Raw genomic sequence first — 15995 nt, 5'->3', positions numbered from 1 at the left:
GCGGAGCGTCCCTTGAGGCATTCCCACGCAGAGCGTGGGAACGATCGTGAAAGGCTCAGTGCCTGCGCAACCACTCGATAAACAGCGCAAACAATTCCGACTGCGACCCCACCTCCAGCTTCAGGTACAGGTTCTTGCGGTGCATGCGCACGGTTTCCGGCGAGATGCCCATCTGGCTGGCCGTAGACTTCACCGAATGCCCGCGCAGGACCATGTGCGCCACTTGCCGCTCGCGCTCGGTCAGCAAATCGCTGCCGAAATGCTCGAAAGCCGACTGCACCCGATGCTTGAGATCATCGCGTTGGCCCTGATCCTGGTCGCACTGGATCTCGCGACTGCGCAGCATCCCGCGCTGGCTGAATTCACTGATGAATTCACGCACCAGCGGTTCCACGGCGCGCAGCAGATTCAATTGCTCGGCGCACAGGCACTCACCGCCGAAACCCTGAAACAGGCTGAGTGAAATCTTCGTGTCATTGCCAGTATCGACAATGTAGTAGCTGTCTTCGGAACAGCCCGCGTTCAGGTAATAAGTCTTGTAGTAGTCGCTGTCGAAGAAGTGGTCCGGGGCGATTTCTTCCAGGTGATAGAACCCTTGCGCCAGCCCCTGCTCCACCGCCAGGCAGAACGGGTCGAGCAAATAGCCCCCGGCAAAATAACGCTCAAGAATCGACACCTGATATTCCTGGGCAATCCCGCGCTGATGCAGCAACTGTGGCGCGCGGTCCTTGCGCTCCAGGCTGATCATCATCGACTCGACGCCCGCCAGTTGCGCCAACGCGGATGCCAGGTGTTGCAGGGCGTCAGGCTCATCGATATGGGCGAATGCCTCGCGCATTCCCCCATGCCATTTGTGCAATGCCCCGAAGGGCATGGCGATCAGCGTATTGTCGTCTGGTTTGCTCATGCCCCGCAGTCTAGCGGCTGCGCAAGCCCTTGGTAACAGCTTGACCGACGAAATCATTGGCCCGCGTACTGGCCGTTCGCTGAAAGTTCGGCCGCCACCTCCAGGATGCACACCCGCAGGGTCTCGACGATCTCATCGACTTGCGCATAGGTGAGGATCAACGGCGGCGACATGACGTTGAGGTGCATGATCGGCCGCACCAGCAAGCCTTTGGCCTGGGCCCGCGAATGGATTTTCTCGCCAATGTTGATCTCGTCGGCAAACAGTTCCTTGGTGCGTTTGTCCGCGACAAACTCCACGCACGCCATCAGCTTCATGCAGCGCACATCGCCCACCAACGGCAAGTCCCGCAGCGTCGCCAAACGTTGTTCCAGATAGCCGCCGACATCCTCGACATGGGCCAGCAGGTTTTCCCGTTCGATGATTTCGATGTTTTTCAGCGCCGCCGTGCAGCACACCGGATGACCGCTGTAGGTGAAACCGTGGGTGAAACAACGGCCCTTGCCCGGTTCGGCGATGACCTTCCAGATGCGCTCGGAAAAAATGCACGCGCCCAGCGGCAGGTAAGCCGAGGTCAGGCCCTTGGCAGTGGTGATGATGTCGGGTTGCACATCGAACACATCGAGGGAGGCGAAGAACTTGCCCAGGCGTCCGAACGAAGTCACCACTTCGTCGGCGACGAACAGAATGTCGTAGCGCTGGCAGACTTCCCACATACGCTTGAGATAGCCCTTGGGCGCAATGATCACCCCGCCCGAGCCCATCACTGGCTCGGCGAAGAAACCCGCGACCTTGTCAGCGCCAATCGACTGGATCTTGTCTTCGAATTCCTTGATCAGAAATTCGAGAAACTGCGCCTCATCCATGCCGTCTGGAGCACGGTACGGGTTGGGGTTGGAAACGTGATGGATCAGCGGGTTGGCGTAATCGAACTCCGGCACCCGGTCGGCAGCCTTGTTGCCGATCGACATGGTCAGTGTGGTAGAGCCGTGGTACGCGTTGAAGCGCGCAATGATGTGCTTCTTTTGCGGTTTTCCACGGCAGTTCTGGTAGTACTGGATCAGTCGGTACGCGGTGTCCACAGCGGTGGAGCCGCCGGTGGTCAGGAACACGTGATCGAGATCCCCCGGCGCCAGGCTGGCGAGCTTCTCGCAGAGCTCGATGGCGACGTTGTTCGACATGTCGGAAAACGGATTCGAATAGGCCAATTGCCGTACCTGGTCAGCGATGGCGTCGGCCATTTCTTCACGCCCCAGGCCGATATTCGTGCACCACATGCCACCCACTGCATCGAGGAAGCGGTTGCCCTGGGTGTCATAGATGTAGGCACCGTCTCCGGCGACGATGTTCAGCGAACCCTGTTCGGCGTGCTCGTCGAACACGTGATAGCCGTGCATATGGTGGGCCTTGTCGGCTTTGACCAGCCGGGATTCATCCGCTGGGGAAAAAACGCTGCGTGTTGGCGTCGCCATAAGTAAACCTCTAACCGAATTGACTAACGTTCGAACAATCAAATGCCGCTCTTGACGGTGCTCCAGACCCGGGTCATGGCCCGCATGTCCTTGCCGTCCTGAGTCTTCTGCGGAAACAGCCGTTCGCGGGTTTCGGCATCGGGGTAAATCGCCGGGTTGTTGCGTACATCGGCCTTCAACAAAGGCGTGGCCGCGGCGTTGCTGTTGGCGTAATGGATGTAGTCGGTGACGTCCGCCATCACCTGCGGCTGCATCAGGTACTCCAGGAACTTGTGGGCATTGGCGACGTGGGGCGCGTCGGCCGGGATGTAAAGGTTGTCGAACCAGATCAACGAACCTTCCTTGGGAATGAAGTAGGACAGGTTGATGTTCAACCTGGCTTCTTCGGCGCGGGCCATGGCTGTGGCGTAATCGCCGGACCAGGTCATGGCCATGCACACGTCGCCGTTGGGCAGGCTGGTCAGGTAATTGACCGAGTCGAATTTGCGAATGTATGGCCGCACCGACAACAGCAGTTCCTGCGCGGCTTTCAGGTCCTCTGGCCTGGCGCTGCGAGGATCGCGGCCAAGGTATTTGAGGGCCAGCGGAATCACTTCGGTCGGCGCATCGACCAGGGTCACACCACAGTCGGCGAAGCGCGAAACAATTTTCGGATCGAAAATCATCGCCAGCGAACCGATGGGCGCGTCCGGCATGCGCTCCTTGATCTTGTCGACGTTGTAGGTGATGCCATTGCTGCCCCAGGTATAGGGCGCGGAATACATCGTGCCGGGGTCGAAACCTTGCAGGTCCTGCAAGACTTTCGGATCGAGGTTGGTCCAACTCGGCAGCAGTTTCTTGTCCAGTGGCTGGAACACCTTGGCCTGGATCAGCGGCGGTGCGAGGGACGCGTTGAGCACGATCAGGTCATAGCCGGAGTGCCCGGTGAGCAACTTGGCCTGCACCGTTTCGTAAGCATCAAAGGTGTCGTAGATGACTTTGATGCCGGTGGCTTTTTCGAAATCGGCGAGGGTTTTCTCGCCGATGTAATCCGCCCAGTTATAGAGCCGCAGCGTGTTGCTGTCGTTTACCTCGGCGGCGTAGGCGTTCAGGGTCAGTGGTACAACAAACAGACTGGAAATCACCTTAAGCAGTGTCTTGCCCATAGCAAATGCACCTTATCAAGCGAGTTCGGCTCTGGATGAGCGGATGTACCTACTATTGGCGGATTCACAGGTCGGCACCATACCCCGAATGGGTGTGAACACCCGATGGGCCGGCGACATGGCAAAAAGCATCAGCCCGGTTGACCCGTTTTGGCATAGCGGCAGGGTTTGCCTGACGCTTAAAGTGCCCGTTGAACCGACTCGCCAAGAGCGCGCCATGACCGACCTGATCAAACAAGAACACCGCGATGGCGTGCTGACGCTGACCATCGACCGCCCGGACAAGCTCAACGCGCTGACCAACAGCATGTACACGCGGCTGGCCGACCTGTTGTTTACCGCGAATGAAGACGATGCCGTGGGGGCGATCATCATCACCGGCGGCCCGAACTGTTTTACCAGTGGCAACGACTTGGTGGACTTCCTGCAGGAACCGCCGAAGCACCTGGACAGCCCCGCGTTTCGCCTGATGCGCGCCGTGACGCACCTGCAAAAGCCGTTGATCGCAGCGGTTTGCGGAGCGGCCATCGGTATCGGCACCACCCTGCTGTTGCATTGCGATCAGGTGCTGATTACGCGCGACGCCAAGCTGCGCACGCCGTTCGTCAATCTGGGTCTGTGCCCCGAATTTGGCGCCAGCCTGCTATTGCCTCGCCTGCTCGGCCATGCCCGTGCCGCGCGCCTGCTGCTATTGGGTGACAGCCTCGATGGCAGCGAAGCGGTGGCCTGGGGCCTGGCCAACCAAGCCTTCGATGACGGCGAACAGTGCCTGGCCGCGGCCGCCAAAATTGCCCAGCGCTTTTTGGCGATGCCTCAGCAAGCCTTGCGCCAATCCCGGCAATTGATAAAGCAGCCGGGTATGGAAGAACTGCAGGCCACCCTGCGCGAAGAAAACACGCTGTTCATCCAGCGCCTCAACAGCGAAGAGGCGAAAACAGCCTTGAATGCCCTGCTCAATCGCAGTACAGATAAGAATCCACCGAAAGGAGCCCAGTCATGAACACCCCGGACATCTTCGTAGTCAGCGCCGCCCGTACCGCCATCGGTACCTTCGGCGGTTCGCTCAAGGACGTGCCATTGGCCGACCTGGCGACCACCGCTGTGAAAGCCGCCCTGGAGCGGGCCGCCGTAGACCCGGCGCTCGTCGGCCATCTGGTGATGGGCAACGTGATCCCGACTGAAACCCGTGACGCCTATATTTCCCGGGTTGCCGCAATGAACGCCGGCATTCCCAAGGAAACCCCGGCCTACAACGTCAACCGCCTGTGCGGTTCGGGCCTGCAAGCGATCATCAACGCCGCCCAGACCCTGATGCTCGGCGACGCCGACATCGTCGTCGGTGCCGGTGCCGAGTCCATGAGCCGTGGCCCGTACCTGATGCCGAGCGCCCGCTGGGGTTCGCGCATGGGCAACGCCCAGGTCATCGACTACATGCTCGGCATCCTGCATGACCCGTTCCATGGCATTCACATGGGCATCACCGCCGAAAACGTGGCCGCACGCAACGGCATCACCCGCGAGATGCAAGACGCCCTGGCCTTTGAAGACCAGAAACGCGCCGCCCACGCGATTGCCAACGGCTACTTCAGCGAGCAAATCGCCACCGTGGAAATCCAGGATCGCAAGGGCACCAAGCTGTTTAGCGTCGACGAGCATCCGCGTGCCACCTCCCTGGAACAATTGGCCGGCATGAAGCCTGCGTTCAAGAAAGACGGTTCGGTGACTGCCGGCAACGCCTCGGGCCTGAACGACGGCGCCGCTGCCCTGGTCATGGCTACCGGCACCGCTGTCCAGGTCAATAACCTCAAGCCACTCGCGCGCCTGGTCAGCTACGCCCACGCCGGCGTCGAACCGGAACTGATGGGCCTCGGTCCGATCCCTGCCACGCGCCTGGCGCTCAAACGCGCCGGCCTGACCGTCGCTGATCTGGACGTGGTCGAAGCCAACATCGCCTTCGCCGCCCAGGCCTGCGCGGTCAGCCAGGAACTCGACCTCGACCCGGCCAAAGTCAACCCGAACGGCTCGGGCATCGCCCTGGGCCACCCAGTCGGCGCCACCGGCGCGATCATCGCCACCAAAGCCATCCACGAACTGCACCGCACCAACGGCCGCTACGCGCTGGTGACCATGTGCATCGGTGGTGGCCAGGGGATCGCGGCGATTTTCGAGCGCGTCTAACCCCTTGCCGTAGGGGCTGTCGAGTGAAACCAGGCTGCGATCTTTTGACCTTGTCTTTATAAGGTCGCAGCCTGCGGCAGCTTCCACAGCACCGAGTGAAACCCGGATCCGACAACAGACCTTCGAAGAGCAAGCCGCCAGCTACGACCGTTGGGACCCGAAGCCCGAACTGAGCTGTGGCAAATCATTGATTACATCGGCGACCGCCACCTTGTAGCCGCTAGCGAGCTGTACCAAGCCATTGAGGTTGCTACCTCAGCCCTTCCGCAACATCCCTACCTATATCGATTCGGTCGCGTACCCGGTACGCGGGAGATTGTTGTTCATCCCAATTATCTGGTGTCTACCGGGTGACGGATCGAATCGAAATCGTATCCGTTTTGCATGCCAGGCAAGAATACCCGTGAAGCCTAACAGTGCTGGGTTGGTGTGGTTCTACGTCTGAATACCTTGGTCCGTTGAAGCCTGCACCTGAAATGTGCAATGCCTTATGCCAGATCGCAATTTTTCTGCCGACAGGCAAGCAAATGACATAACCGGAAAGCGATGGTGCCCTTGATGCGCAAGGAACAACCACCGCCCACGCCAAGTGCCGATGCCCATTGAGCCTCGGCACTGTTCCTGAAAATCAGGCCTGAGGGGTTTTGCGGAAGCCGACGGCCAGGCGGTTCCAGCTGTTGATGGTGTTGATGGCGACTGTCAGGTCGACCAGTTCTTTGGGGCTGAACTGGGCCGCGACCACGTCGTAATCTTCATCCGGGGCGTGGGTCAGGCTGAGCTGGGTCAGGGATTCGGTCCACAGCAAAGCGGCGCGTTCACGATCGGTGAAGAACGGCGCTTCACGCCAGGCAGTCACGGCAAACAGACGGCGTGGGGTTTCGCCGCCCTTGATCGCGTCGGCGGTGTGCATGTCGATGCAGAAGGCACAGCCGTTGATTTGCGAGGCGCGCAACTTGACCAGTTCGATCAGGTTCTTTTCCAGCGGCAGCTTGGATACAGCGGTCTCCAGCGCGATCATGGCTTTGAGGGCATCAGGGCTGGCGGTGTAGAAATCGATACGCGGTTGCATGGTGAGCTCCAGGACAAATGGGGGTGGAGCTACGTTAGTCCCCCGAGCGTTAAGGACAAATAGCCAATATTCGAGAACTCGAGGAGGCCACTGGCACAGGTTCCGAAAGAAACTGCGAAATGTGAATTGCCATCACTCGGCCCGCCCTACTAGAATGCGATCAATTCTTAATTGCACTCACGCAGGATGCCCGAGTCGAGTACTTGCCCGCCATGCCGTCCGCCGATCAATCCCTGAACCAGCAAGTTCATCATCTCTACAGCGAACATCACGGTTGGCTGCAGAGTTGGCTGCATCGCAAACTGGGCAACCGTTGTGATGCGGCCGACCTGGCCCACGACACCTTCCTGCGCTTGTTGACACGTCAGGTGGTGAAACCGCTGGGCAGCGAGCCGCGGGCATTGTTGACGCACATTGCCAAAGGCCTGGTGATTGACCGCTGGCGGCGGCAGGACATCGAGCGCGCGTACCTGGAAACCATCGCGCATTTGCCGGCGGCCGAAGTGCCGTCGCCGGAAACCCGTCTGCTGATCCTTGAAACCCTGTGGCGCATCGAAGCGCTGCTACGGGAACTGCCCGCCGTCACCCGCGAAACGTTCTTGCTGTCGCAGATCGAGGGCCTTACGTACGCGCAGATCGCCACCCGTTTGAATGTCTCGTTGATCACCGTCAAACGCCACATGCGCACGGCGTTCATTGCCTGCCTGAGTGTCGCCTGATGAATTCGTCGATGATCAACCCGCAGATTCTTGGCGAAGCCGCCGACTGGCTGGTGCAATTGCATTCCGGCACGGCAACGGCCGCCGATCACCAGGCCATCGCCCAATGGCGCAGCCGCAGTGCCGAGCATGCCCAGGCCTGGCAGCGGGTCGAAGTACTGCTCGGGGATTTTCGTGGTGTGCCGGCCAACCTCGCCATGCAGACTTTGCAACGGGCTTCGCGCAAAGAGGGCTTGAGTCGCCGACAGACCCTCACCCGGCTGGGCTTGTTGTTTATTGCCGGGCCCTTGGGTATGGCATCGCAACACCTGCCTTGGGAGCAATGGACCGCCGATCAGCGCACCGCCGTGGGTGAACAGAAAAACCTTCAACTGCCCGATGGCAGCCAGTTGCTGCTCAACACCGACAGCGCGGTGAACATCGCTTTCAATCCGCAAGAGCGACGCGTCCTGTTGCTCAATGGCGAAATGTTGATCAGCAGCGCCAAAGACCCCGGCGCGCGCCCCTTTATCGTCGAAACTCCGCAAGGCACGGCTCATGCGCAGGGCACCCGGTTTTGCGTGCGCACAGAAAACGCCACAAGTCAGGTGTCCGTTCTCGAAGGGCAAGTGGTGGTCACCCCGCAATTACTGCGCGAAAGCACGACCCTCAGTGCTGGCGAGCGTCAGCGCTTCAGGCTCGACAGGGCCGAGGCTGCGCAGCGTTTTGACCTCAACACCGTCGCTTGGGACAAGGGTATGCTGCTGGCCAACAACATGCGTCTGGATGAACTGTTGAGCGAACTTGGCCGCTACCGCCCGGGGGTATTGCGCTGCCACCCGGACGTCGCCGGGCTGCGTGTGTCGGGCGCATTTTCCCTGCGCGACACCGACGCCAGCCTGCGCCTGCTCAGCGATACCTTGCCGTTGAATATCAGCCGCATGACCCAATACTGGTTGACGATCGAGCCGCGGGTCTGACGCCGTCGGCCTTCACCGCCGTCAGGCGCGCTTGAGCAACCACTGCAAAAACCCTTTCTTGCGCACCACAACCGGTTCTTCCTGAATCAGCGACTGCACCTTGTGCAAGCGGAAATCCAGCAAGGTTTTCATCGCATCGTTGATGTCGTGGCGAGCATCCAGGCACGGTTTCAGGTAGTCCTTTTCAATACGGTAAAGCGTGCAAAAAGTCTTCGCGGCAAACTCGGCAGCCGACGATGTGTCGGTGAGGATGCCAGCCTCGCCGATCACTTCCCCTGGCCCCATGCGCCCGGTTTCGATGAGCGCGCCGTGGACGTTCAACGTTACCGACACCACGCCGGACTCGATGATGAACAAGTGATGACTGACCTCCCCCGCCGCCAGGATCGTCTCGCCGGCACGGAAAGTCTGCAGGGCCATGTTCTGGCTGAAGGTTTCTTTCTCTTCCTGGCGCAAGGTCGAGAAAATCGGCGAACTGTCGAGCAACGCCCGTGGCCGTGAAGAATCGCTCTCGGGATTGGGCTCGACGCTCGAGAGCAAATTGATCCCGGACGCCCGCAAGTGCCGGAATGCCAGGTCGAACAGCTGATTGCGCACCGTGCGCTTTTCGCTCATCGAGGCAACGAACCCGCTGATTTCATAGTCCGCGCCAGCAGCGCTGGAGCTTTTGAGCGCCACCTTCGGCCCCGGCGCACTCAGCAGAATGCGGCAGCCTTGCATGGCCCGCTCGAGAGCATCGATCACGGTTTGCGGACGGACATGGGGGCTGACCTGCAAACTGATGGAAACGCCGAACATGTCACTGGGCCGGCTGAAGTTGGTGATCTTGGCCTTGGCCGCGAGCGAGTTGGGAATCACGATCATGCTGCCCTGGGAAGTCTGCAACCGCGTGGCCCGCCAGTCGATGTCGATAACCCGGCCTTCGGTGCCGTCGATGGCAATCCAGTCATCCAGTTGGTAGGGCTTGGTGGTATTGAGGACGATCCCGGAGAACACATCGCTGAGTGTGCTCTGCAACGCCAGGCCGACGATGATCGCCAGCGCGCCGGAAGTCGCCAGCACGCCTTTGACCGGCAAATCGAGCACATAGGCCAGCGCGGCAATCACCGCGATCAGGAAAATCAGCGCACCGAGCAGGTCCTGGAGCAATCGCCCGGTATGCCCGACCCTTTGCATCATCGCCGCGCCAATCAGCACCGTCAGGGTGCGCGCGGCGAATAACCACCAGGCGATCTGCAAACCGGTGGCCGCCAGGTGCAACGGCACGTTGTCCGCCCACGGCGCCGGCACCATCGGGTTCATGCCTTCGTTGAACAGCAAAACGCTGTACAGCGAAAAAATCACTACCCGCAGGAACAGTTTCCAGCTGTGGTGGTTGGCGTCGATCAAGCGCCACATGACCATATCGATCAGGATCAGGACCAAGGCGCAGATCAACGGGTGTTCGGCGATCAACGACAGCATCAAGCAACTCCGGCACAGGACAATGAACGCAAATATCGCACACATTGTAGCTGCCGCAGGCTGCGATCTTATGATCCTGATTTTTATCGCTCCGAGAACGTCCGAAGATCAAGATCAAAAGACCGCAGCCTGCGGCAGCTCCTGCAATCAACCGTGCATCTGGCCGAAGCGGCCGGACTGGAAATCGGCGAACGCCTGGTGGATTTCTTGCTCGCTGTTCATCACGAACGGGCCGTGACCAACGATAGGTTCATCAATCGGTTCGCCGCTGAGCAACAGCACCACTGCGTCGCTATTGGCTTCAAGGCTCAACTGATCGCCCTTGCGCTCGAACAGCGCCAGCTGCCCTTCTCGCACCAGTTCCAGACCATTGACCTGAACCGTGCCGCGCAGCACCACCACTGCTGTGTTGCGACCTTCGTGCAAGTCCAGTGTCAGCAACTTGCCACCATTGAGGCGCAGGTCCCAGACATCGATGGGCGTGAAGGTGTGCGAAGGGCCGGTATGGCCGTCGAATTCGCCGGCAATCAATCGCAGGCGGCCGGCGTTGTCCTTCAAGGCGATGCTCGGGATGTCGCCATCGAGGATTGTCTGGTAACCGGGCTCGGCCATTTTGTCCTTGGCCGGCAAGTTGACCCACAGTTGCACCATCTCCAGCGTGCCGCCGATTTTGGCGAAGTCGCTGGAGTGGAACTCTTCATGCAGGATCCCGGAAGCGGCAGTCATCCATTGCACATCGCCGGGGCCGATCTTGCCGCCGCTGCCGGTGGAATCGCGGTGTTCCACTTCACCTTTGTAAACGATCGTCACGGTTTCAAAGCCGCGATGGGGATGCTGCCCCACACCACGTCGCTCGGTGGTCGGAGTGAATTCGGCGGGGCCGGCGTGATCGAGCAGCAGAAACGGACTGATGTGTTTGCCCAGGTTGTCGTAGGAAAACAGCGTGCGCACCGGAAAACCGTCGCCGACCCAATGGGTCCGTGGACTGGTGTAGATACCAATGATGTTTTTCATGGTGTCTCCTGATGAAGTGAGTAAGGCCATGGACAAAGCTTAAAACCATGACCTTTGCTGCACTAGACTGCAAAAATCAGTCTCTGTGTTCTATCGGGAGAACGATGGTGCAAGGCATCAACACCCTCTGATAGTGAGAAGCTCAGGATTTATGGGACTGGCGGACTTTTTATTCCGGACATAATATTACCGAGAATTACAACCATAATATCCGCTCCTGCCCGAGGTCTTGAATATGCAAAGCCCCAACCGCGAAGCCACCCTCGCCCAATGGATCGCCCAGGAACAGGCCATGCGCGCTCGTCTGCAAGGACCTGGCAGTTTGTCCATGGCCGAGGTCAGCGCCCTGTCGCCTGCCGAGTTTTTCGAAGGCATCGGCAACGGTGACCTGCCCTCGCCGCCCATTGGCGTGCTGATGGATTTCATCCCAATCGAATGGTCCGCCGGGCTGTTCGTTTTTCAGGGCACGCCCGATTCAAGGCACTACAACCCGCTGGGCACCGTGCACGGTGGCTATGCCGCAACGTTGCTGGACTCCTGCATGGGTTGTGCGATCCATACGCAATTGAAAAAAGGCCAGGGCTACACCACGCTGGACCTGCGCATCAGCTACGTCCGCGCCTTGAACAACGCCAGCGGCCCGGTGCGCGCCGAGGGCAAAATCGTCCATCTGGGGCGCTCGACAGCACTGGCCGAAGGGCGGATTTATGATGTGGATGGGCGCTTGTATGCGACAGGGACGACCACTTGCATGATTCTTGAGGCTCGAGGGTAAGGCTCCAGAACCGCGGTGCTGCCTTCGCAAGCGAGCCCACTCACACATTTAATCTATATGGGACACAAAAGCCCATGCTCACTGAAGATTAAATGTGGACTCGCTCGCGAAGAGGACATTTCAAACGTCGATAACCTCACCGGAATACAGCGTTTCTTGACTTACGGTAAACATTGCTTTGCCCATCCAGCGGTTTTTCCCACGAATGCAGGCACGGATACTCAGTGCATTCCCACTGCAACCTCTGGAGTCATTCATGTCTGTTCCCGCATTCGGTCTTGGTACTTTTCGCTTGCAAGGCCAGGTGGTCATTGATTCGGTCAGCACCGCTCTGGAACTTGGCTACCGGGCCATCGACACCGCGCAAATCTACGAAAACGAAGCTGAAGTCGGTGAAGCCATTGCCGCCAGCGGCATCCCCCGGCAAGAGCTGTTCATCACCAGCAAGATCTGGGTGGCCAATTTCGCCAAGGATCGTCTGCTTGAAAGCCTCAAGGAAAGCCTGCAAAAACTGCAGACCGACTACCTGGACCTGACGCTGATCCACTGGCCCTCGCCCGAAGACCAGGTATCGGTCGAAGAATTCATGGGCGCCCTGCTCGAAGCCAAGCGCCTGGGCCTGACTCGGCAGATCGGCGTGTCGAACTTCACCATCGACCTGATGCAACGGGCGATCGCCGCCGTCGGTGCCGAAAACATCGCCACCCACCAGATCGAACTGCACCCCTACTTGCAAAACCGCAAGGTGGTCGAGTTCGCGCAAAGCCAGGGTATCCAGATCACGTCGTACATGACCCTGGCCTATGGCGAAGTACTCAAGGACCCGGTCATTGCACACATCGCCGAGCGCCTTCAGGCGACACCGGCACAGGTCACCCTGGCTTGGGCCATGCAGTTGGGGTACGCGGTGATTCCTTCGTCGACCAAACGCATCAACCTCGCCAGCAACCTCAAGGCCTGTGGCATGCAGTTGAGTGACGCCGACATGGCGCTGATCTGCAGCCTGGATCGCGGCCAACGCCTGACCAGCCCCAAAGGCATCGCACCGAACTGGGATTAATCGCGCCTGACCTCAAGACTACGGTCCAGGCGCGTCATCGCCTGTTGCAGCTGATCGACGGCGGCGTCGATCAGCGAAGCGCGGCCCTCGCCGCAGGCACGCTCCAGTTGTTCGCAACACGTCACCAATGACTGCGCACGAACCATCTGCGCGCCGCCCTTGATACGGTGCGCCAGCTCTTGCAGGAGAGGATAATTGTGGGTGACATGTGCCTGCAGCAGACGCGCGCGATCATCGCGATTAGTCGCCATTACGTCGCGCAGCAATTCGGCGATCAGTTCATCGTCCGCACCGACATACTTCGCCAGACCGCTCAAGTCGATCTCGGCGTTTGGCCGTTGTTCGTTCGCGCCCGTCGGGAGGTGGCCGAACCTTTCGGCCAGCCATTTGCTCAAGTCGCCCAATCGAATCGGTTTGAACAGACAATCGTCCATACCCGCCTCGATACAGCGGATTTTTTCCTCCGGCTGTGCATTGGCGGTAAACCCCAGAATCAATGTCGGTGATCCGCCCTCGAACCGTTCTTCATCGCGGATCGCACCCGCCAGTTCATAACCACTGGCAACCGGCATGTTGCAATCGGTGATGACCAGGTCCACTTCGTGCCCGCGCCACTGCTCGAAACCCTGCTGGCCATCTTCCGCCAACAGCACGTGATGCCCCAGGTAGCTCAACTGCCGCGAAAGCAACAAACGATTCGCCGGATAATCGTCAACCACCAGAATCAACAGCGCTCGAGTGGGTGGCAGGTCGTCATGCTTGTGTACTTCAATGGCCGGCAACGGTTGCAGCGCGATCAGCTCAAGGTTGATGTCCACTTGCGTACCGCTTCCGAGCACACTGTGGAGATGCAATCGGCCGCCCATCATTTCGCATATCGTGCGGCTGATCACCAGTCCAAGACCGGAACCCTGGCGGCCAGATTGCCGGCTATTGCCGGCCTGCACGAAGGGGCTGAACAATCGCTGCTGGTCCGCGGTGCTGATGCCGATGCCGCTGTCTTCTACACGCAGGCTGACCGCCAAGCGATCGGATGACGTCGACACCGTGCGCAGAGTCAGGCTGACCTCACCTTCTTGGGTGAATTTGATCGCGTTGCTCAACAGGTTGGACAACACCTGCTTGAAGCGCGTGGGATCGACCAGCACATCGCGGTCGCTGTGTTCCTCAAGTTCGACCCGCCAGCGCAGGTTCTTTTGCTGCGCCAGGCCTTCAAACACCCGACCCACCGAGAGCACCAGGTCCTGCAGATTGGCCCGCTCCGGGGTCAGCGACAGATGACCGGACTCAATGCGCGCAATGTCCAGAATGTCGCCAATCAACCCCAGTAACTGTTGCCCGGCATTGGACGCCACCTCGATGGCCGCACGGTCGGTCACGCCCTCGTCCGCCCTTTTCAGCGCCAGTTCCAGCATGCCGATCAAGGCATTCATGGGCGTACGAATTTCATGGCTCATGGTTGCCAGAAACGTGGTCTTCGCCCGGTTTGCCTCATCGGCCGCCTCCTTGGCGTCTTGCAATTGGGCAAGCAATTGCTGGCGCTGACGGATCTGCCGACGCTGCCAGGCAATCCAGGCCAAAGCGAGCAACAACAAACTGCCGGCGACCGCAAAGGCCTGAAGAATTTGCTGGCGATGGCGCAACCAGTAACTCTGTTCGAGCATCAGGTCATTGCGCCAATACTGAGTCATCTCGTCGATTTCTTCGGGGGCAATGCTCAGCAACGCCTTGTCCAGTATCGAATGCAACTCTGTCGCGTTTCGACTGGTCGCCAGCGTGCCGCGAGCAGGTTCGACGCCGACGGTGCTGGTCACTTGCAATCGCCCACGATACAGCCGCGAAATCATGTAGCGGGCGCCGATCAACGAATTGATACCGCCATCGGCCCTGCCCTGCGCGACCTTCTCCATCGCATCCGCCGTCAACGATGCGTTGACCAGCCGGATCTGCGGAAAATTCTGACGGATGAATTCGCCAGCACTGTTGCCTTGGGTAACGGCAAGGGTTTTGCCGGCCATGTCATCGAGGGTCGCGGGGCTGCCCGGTTCCACGCGGGTGACCAGCACATTCGGACTGGTGAGGAACGGGCGGGTGAATAGCAATTGGGCTTCGCGTTCAATACTGGGGCTGATCCCCGCGACAAGGTCCACCTGCCCGGTCCTGATCCACTCAAGCATTTCAGCGACGGATTGGGTCGGTCGCATATCGAACTTCAAACCGGTGCGCAGGCTGACTTTTTCCAAAACGTCGGCAGCAATACCGCGAAATCGGCCTTCACTGTCGAAAAATGAAATGGGCATCATGTTTTCATTGATCGCCACCCGCAAACGCGGGTTTTGTTTGAGCCAGCGCTGCTCGACCACGCTTAGCTGCAATGGCTGGGTGCCGGAAACAGTGGCCCCCCCTGCGCCCCAGCGGCGCAAGATGCTGATCTGTTCATTGGCGCTGATCGCCGCCAATGCCTGGTTGACGATGCGCAATAACCGGCGATTGTCACCGGCCAGGGCAAACGCAAACCGGCCCGGTTCAATGGAGGAAAATTTCGCCAGTCGAACGTTGTTCAGGTAGTTCTTGCTGATCAGGTAATGGGCACTGATGGCATCACCCAGGTAGATATCCGCTTGCCCGAACGCCACAGCCCCCACCGCGCCCAGCGTCGAAGGAAACAACTCTACACGAGCCCCGGGATAGAACTGCCGCACGTACTTTTCCGGCAAGTAGTGATACAGCATCGCCAGGCGTTTGCCGGCCAGCGCCCGGTCCAGCGTTTGCGGTGAGTCGGTACGGGTGACCAACACAGGTTGATCGACGGCATAGGTACTGGACATCTGTAACTGCGGGTCTTGCGCCTCATAACTGTTGGCCGTTCCCAGCAGGTCGGCCGCTCCTTGCTTGAGGGCCTGCACCGCCTCGGCGCGTGTGGCGTAGCGGTGAACTTCAATCTCTGTCTGCAACAACTGTTTGAGCAGGTCGGCATAGTCTGCCGTCAGTCCCTCCAGGGCATGTCCCGTGGTGGTGATGTCGAAAGGTGGATAGTCGGGTGCTGACACCGCCAGCACCAATCGACGTTTTTGCTGCAGCCAGCGTGCATCGGCTTCCGACAGTTGGACGGTATCTCCTTCCACGCTGGAGCGCCCGAGCAGCGTCAGTGTTTGCGGTTGCGCACAGACACTCGATGCCCACAAACAAAGCACCAGCAACAAACGTTTTCTAAAGCTGCGCGAAAGTTCGAT

The 15995-nt window shown here is 59.5% G+C and carries 13 protein-coding genes and 1 pseudogene; 7 read left to right on the top strand and 7 right to left on the bottom strand.

Features of this window, described 5'->3' with window-relative positions; translation table 11 throughout:
• Positions 1-55 precede the first annotated feature (55 nt).
• From D8U73_RS08305 to D8U73_RS08295, 3 genes are read right to left on the bottom strand one after another with little or no spacing between them, the layout of a single operon-like run.
• Positions 56-964 (bottom strand): helix-turn-helix transcriptional regulator, encoded by a 909-nt coding sequence (locus tag D8U73_RS08305; protein ID WP_130904192.1) that lies wholly within the window; start codon positions 962-964, stop codon positions 56-58.
• Positions 961-2379: an aminotransferase gene (locus D8U73_RS08300; protein ID WP_130904191.1), complete on the bottom strand. Its 1419-nt coding sequence runs from the start codon at positions 2377-2379 to the stop codon at positions 961-963. The genes D8U73_RS08305 and D8U73_RS08300 overlap by 4 nt, the downstream gene beginning before the upstream one ends.
• Positions 2380-2417: 38 nt before the next feature.
• Positions 2418-3524 carry a polyamine ABC transporter substrate-binding protein gene (locus tag D8U73_RS08295; RefSeq protein WP_130904190.1) on the bottom strand — a complete coding sequence of 369 codons (1107 nt, stop codon included), beginning with the start codon at positions 3522-3524 and terminating at the stop codon, positions 2418-2420.
• 217 nt (positions 3525-3741) lie between these two features.
• Here D8U73_RS08295 and D8U73_RS08290 point away from each other — a divergent pair, with 217 nt between their 5' ends.
• The 3 genes and pseudogenes from D8U73_RS08290 to D8U73_RS29455 all read left to right on the top strand — a co-directional run bounded on the left by D8U73_RS08290 (position 3742) and on the right by D8U73_RS29455 (position 6109).
• Positions 3742-4524: an enoyl-CoA hydratase-related protein gene (locus D8U73_RS08290; protein ID WP_130904189.1), complete on the top strand. Its 783-nt coding sequence runs from the start codon at positions 3742-3744 to the stop codon at positions 4522-4524.
• Complete coding sequence (locus tag D8U73_RS08285; protein WP_056854858.1) at positions 4521-5702, top strand: acetyl-CoA C-acyltransferase family protein; 1182 nt, start codon at positions 4521-4523, stop codon at positions 5700-5702. The genes D8U73_RS08290 and D8U73_RS08285 overlap by 4 nt, the downstream gene beginning before the upstream one ends.
• A 150-nt stretch (positions 5703-5852) precedes the next feature.
• A pseudogene (locus D8U73_RS29455) lies at positions 5853-6109 on the top strand (type II toxin-antitoxin system RelE/ParE family toxin).
• Between the two features lie 221 nt (positions 6110-6330).
• Here the strand turns inward: D8U73_RS29455 and D8U73_RS08275 are convergent.
• Positions 6331-6771 carry a carboxymuconolactone decarboxylase family protein gene (locus D8U73_RS08275; RefSeq protein ID WP_130904188.1) on the bottom strand — a complete coding sequence of 147 codons (441 nt, stop codon included), beginning with the start codon at positions 6769-6771 and terminating at the stop codon, positions 6331-6333.
• A 212-nt stretch (positions 6772-6983) separates the two neighbouring features.
• Between D8U73_RS08275 and D8U73_RS08270 the strand changes: the two genes are divergently transcribed.
• Complete coding sequence (locus tag D8U73_RS08270) at positions 6984-7490, top strand: sigma-70 family RNA polymerase sigma factor (RefSeq protein ID WP_056854861.1); 507 nt, start codon at positions 6984-6986, stop codon at positions 7488-7490.
• A complete protein-coding gene (locus tag D8U73_RS08265) occupies positions 7490-8449 on the top strand; it encodes a FecR domain-containing protein (protein ID WP_130904187.1) in 960 nt (319 codons plus the stop codon). The genes D8U73_RS08270 and D8U73_RS08265 overlap by 1 nt, the downstream gene beginning before the upstream one ends.
• Positions 8450-8470: 21 nt before the next feature.
• Here the strand turns inward: D8U73_RS08265 and D8U73_RS08260 are convergent, their stop codons facing one another.
• Together D8U73_RS08260 and D8U73_RS08255 are read right to left on the bottom strand one after the other, a co-directional pair.
• Positions 8471-9913, bottom strand: coding sequence for a mechanosensitive ion channel family protein (locus D8U73_RS08260; protein ID WP_056854863.1), 1443 nt, complete (start codon positions 9911-9913; stop codon positions 8471-8473).
• Positions 9914-10060: 147 nt separating this feature from the next.
• A complete protein-coding gene (locus tag D8U73_RS08255; RefSeq protein WP_056854864.1) occupies positions 10061-10927 on the bottom strand; it encodes a pirin family protein in 867 nt (288 codons plus the stop codon).
• A gap of 235 nt (positions 10928-11162) precedes the next feature.
• Here D8U73_RS08255 and D8U73_RS08250 point away from each other — a divergent pair, with 235 nt between their 5' ends.
• On the top strand, positions 11163-11702 hold the full coding sequence (locus D8U73_RS08250) for a PaaI family thioesterase (RefSeq protein WP_056854865.1): 540 nt from the start codon (positions 11163-11165) through the stop codon (positions 11700-11702).
• Between the two features lie 256 nt (positions 11703-11958).
• Complete coding sequence (gene dkgB / locus D8U73_RS08245) at positions 11959-12762, top strand: 2,5-didehydrogluconate reductase DkgB (RefSeq protein WP_056854866.1); 804 nt, start codon at positions 11959-11961, stop codon at positions 12760-12762.
• On the opposite strand, the gene D8U73_RS08240 is transcribed toward dkgB, so the two are convergent.
• Entirely contained in the window at positions 12759-15965 is a 3207-nt protein-coding gene (locus tag D8U73_RS08240) for a transporter substrate-binding domain-containing protein (RefSeq protein ID WP_130904186.1), read from the bottom strand. The two genes, dkgB and D8U73_RS08240, sit on opposite strands and share 4 nt — an antisense overlap.
• Between the last annotated feature and the right edge of the window lie 30 nt (positions 15966-15995).

This window comes from Pseudomonas sp. Sample_22 (assembly GCF_004307635.1).
Classification (GTDB): domain Bacteria; phylum Pseudomonadota; class Gammaproteobacteria; order Pseudomonadales; family Pseudomonadaceae; genus Aquipseudomonas.
The sequence above is the reverse complement of the archived record's forward strand: the minus strand, read 5'-3'. Positions and strand labels throughout refer to the sequence as shown.

What these genes read in the sequence shown, in the direction of transcription:
- D8U73_RS08305 (WP_130904192.1), bottom strand. Translation starts at nt 964, where the DNA reads ATGATTTCGTCGGTCAAGCTGTTACCAAGGGCTTGCGCAGCCGCTAGA.
- D8U73_RS08300 (WP_130904191.1), bottom strand. Translation starts at nt 2,379, where the DNA reads ATGGCGACGCCAACACGCAGCGTTTTTTCCCCAGCGGATGAATCCCGG.
- D8U73_RS08295 (WP_130904190.1), bottom strand. Translation starts at nt 3,524, where the DNA reads ATGGGCAAGACACTGCTTAAGGTGATTTCCAGTCTGTTTGTTGTACCA.
- D8U73_RS08290 (WP_130904189.1), top strand. Translation starts at nt 3,742, where the DNA reads ATGACCGACCTGATCAAACAAGAACACCGCGATGGCGTGCTGACGCTG.
- D8U73_RS08285 (WP_056854858.1), top strand. Translation starts at nt 4,521, where the DNA reads ATGAACACCCCGGACATCTTCGTAGTCAGCGCCGCCCGTACCGCCATC.
- D8U73_RS08275 (WP_130904188.1), bottom strand. Translation starts at nt 6,771, where the DNA reads ATGCAACCGCGTATCGATTTCTACACCGCCAGCCCTGATGCCCTCAAA.
- D8U73_RS08270 (WP_056854861.1), top strand. Translation starts at nt 6,984, where the DNA reads ATGCCGTCCGCCGATCAATCCCTGAACCAGCAAGTTCATCATCTCTAC.
- D8U73_RS08265 (WP_130904187.1), top strand. Translation starts at nt 7,490, where the DNA reads ATGAATTCGTCGATGATCAACCCGCAGATTCTTGGCGAAGCCGCCGAC.
- D8U73_RS08260 (WP_056854863.1), bottom strand. Translation starts at nt 9,913, where the DNA reads ATGCTGTCGTTGATCGCCGAACACCCGTTGATCTGCGCCTTGGTCCTG.
- D8U73_RS08255 (WP_056854864.1), bottom strand. Translation starts at nt 10,927, where the DNA reads ATGAAAAACATCATTGGTATCTACACCAGTCCACGGACCCATTGGGTC.
- D8U73_RS08250 (WP_056854865.1), top strand. Translation starts at nt 11,163, where the DNA reads ATGCAAAGCCCCAACCGCGAAGCCACCCTCGCCCAATGGATCGCCCAG.
- dkgB (WP_056854866.1), top strand. Translation starts at nt 11,959, where the DNA reads ATGTCTGTTCCCGCATTCGGTCTTGGTACTTTTCGCTTGCAAGGCCAG.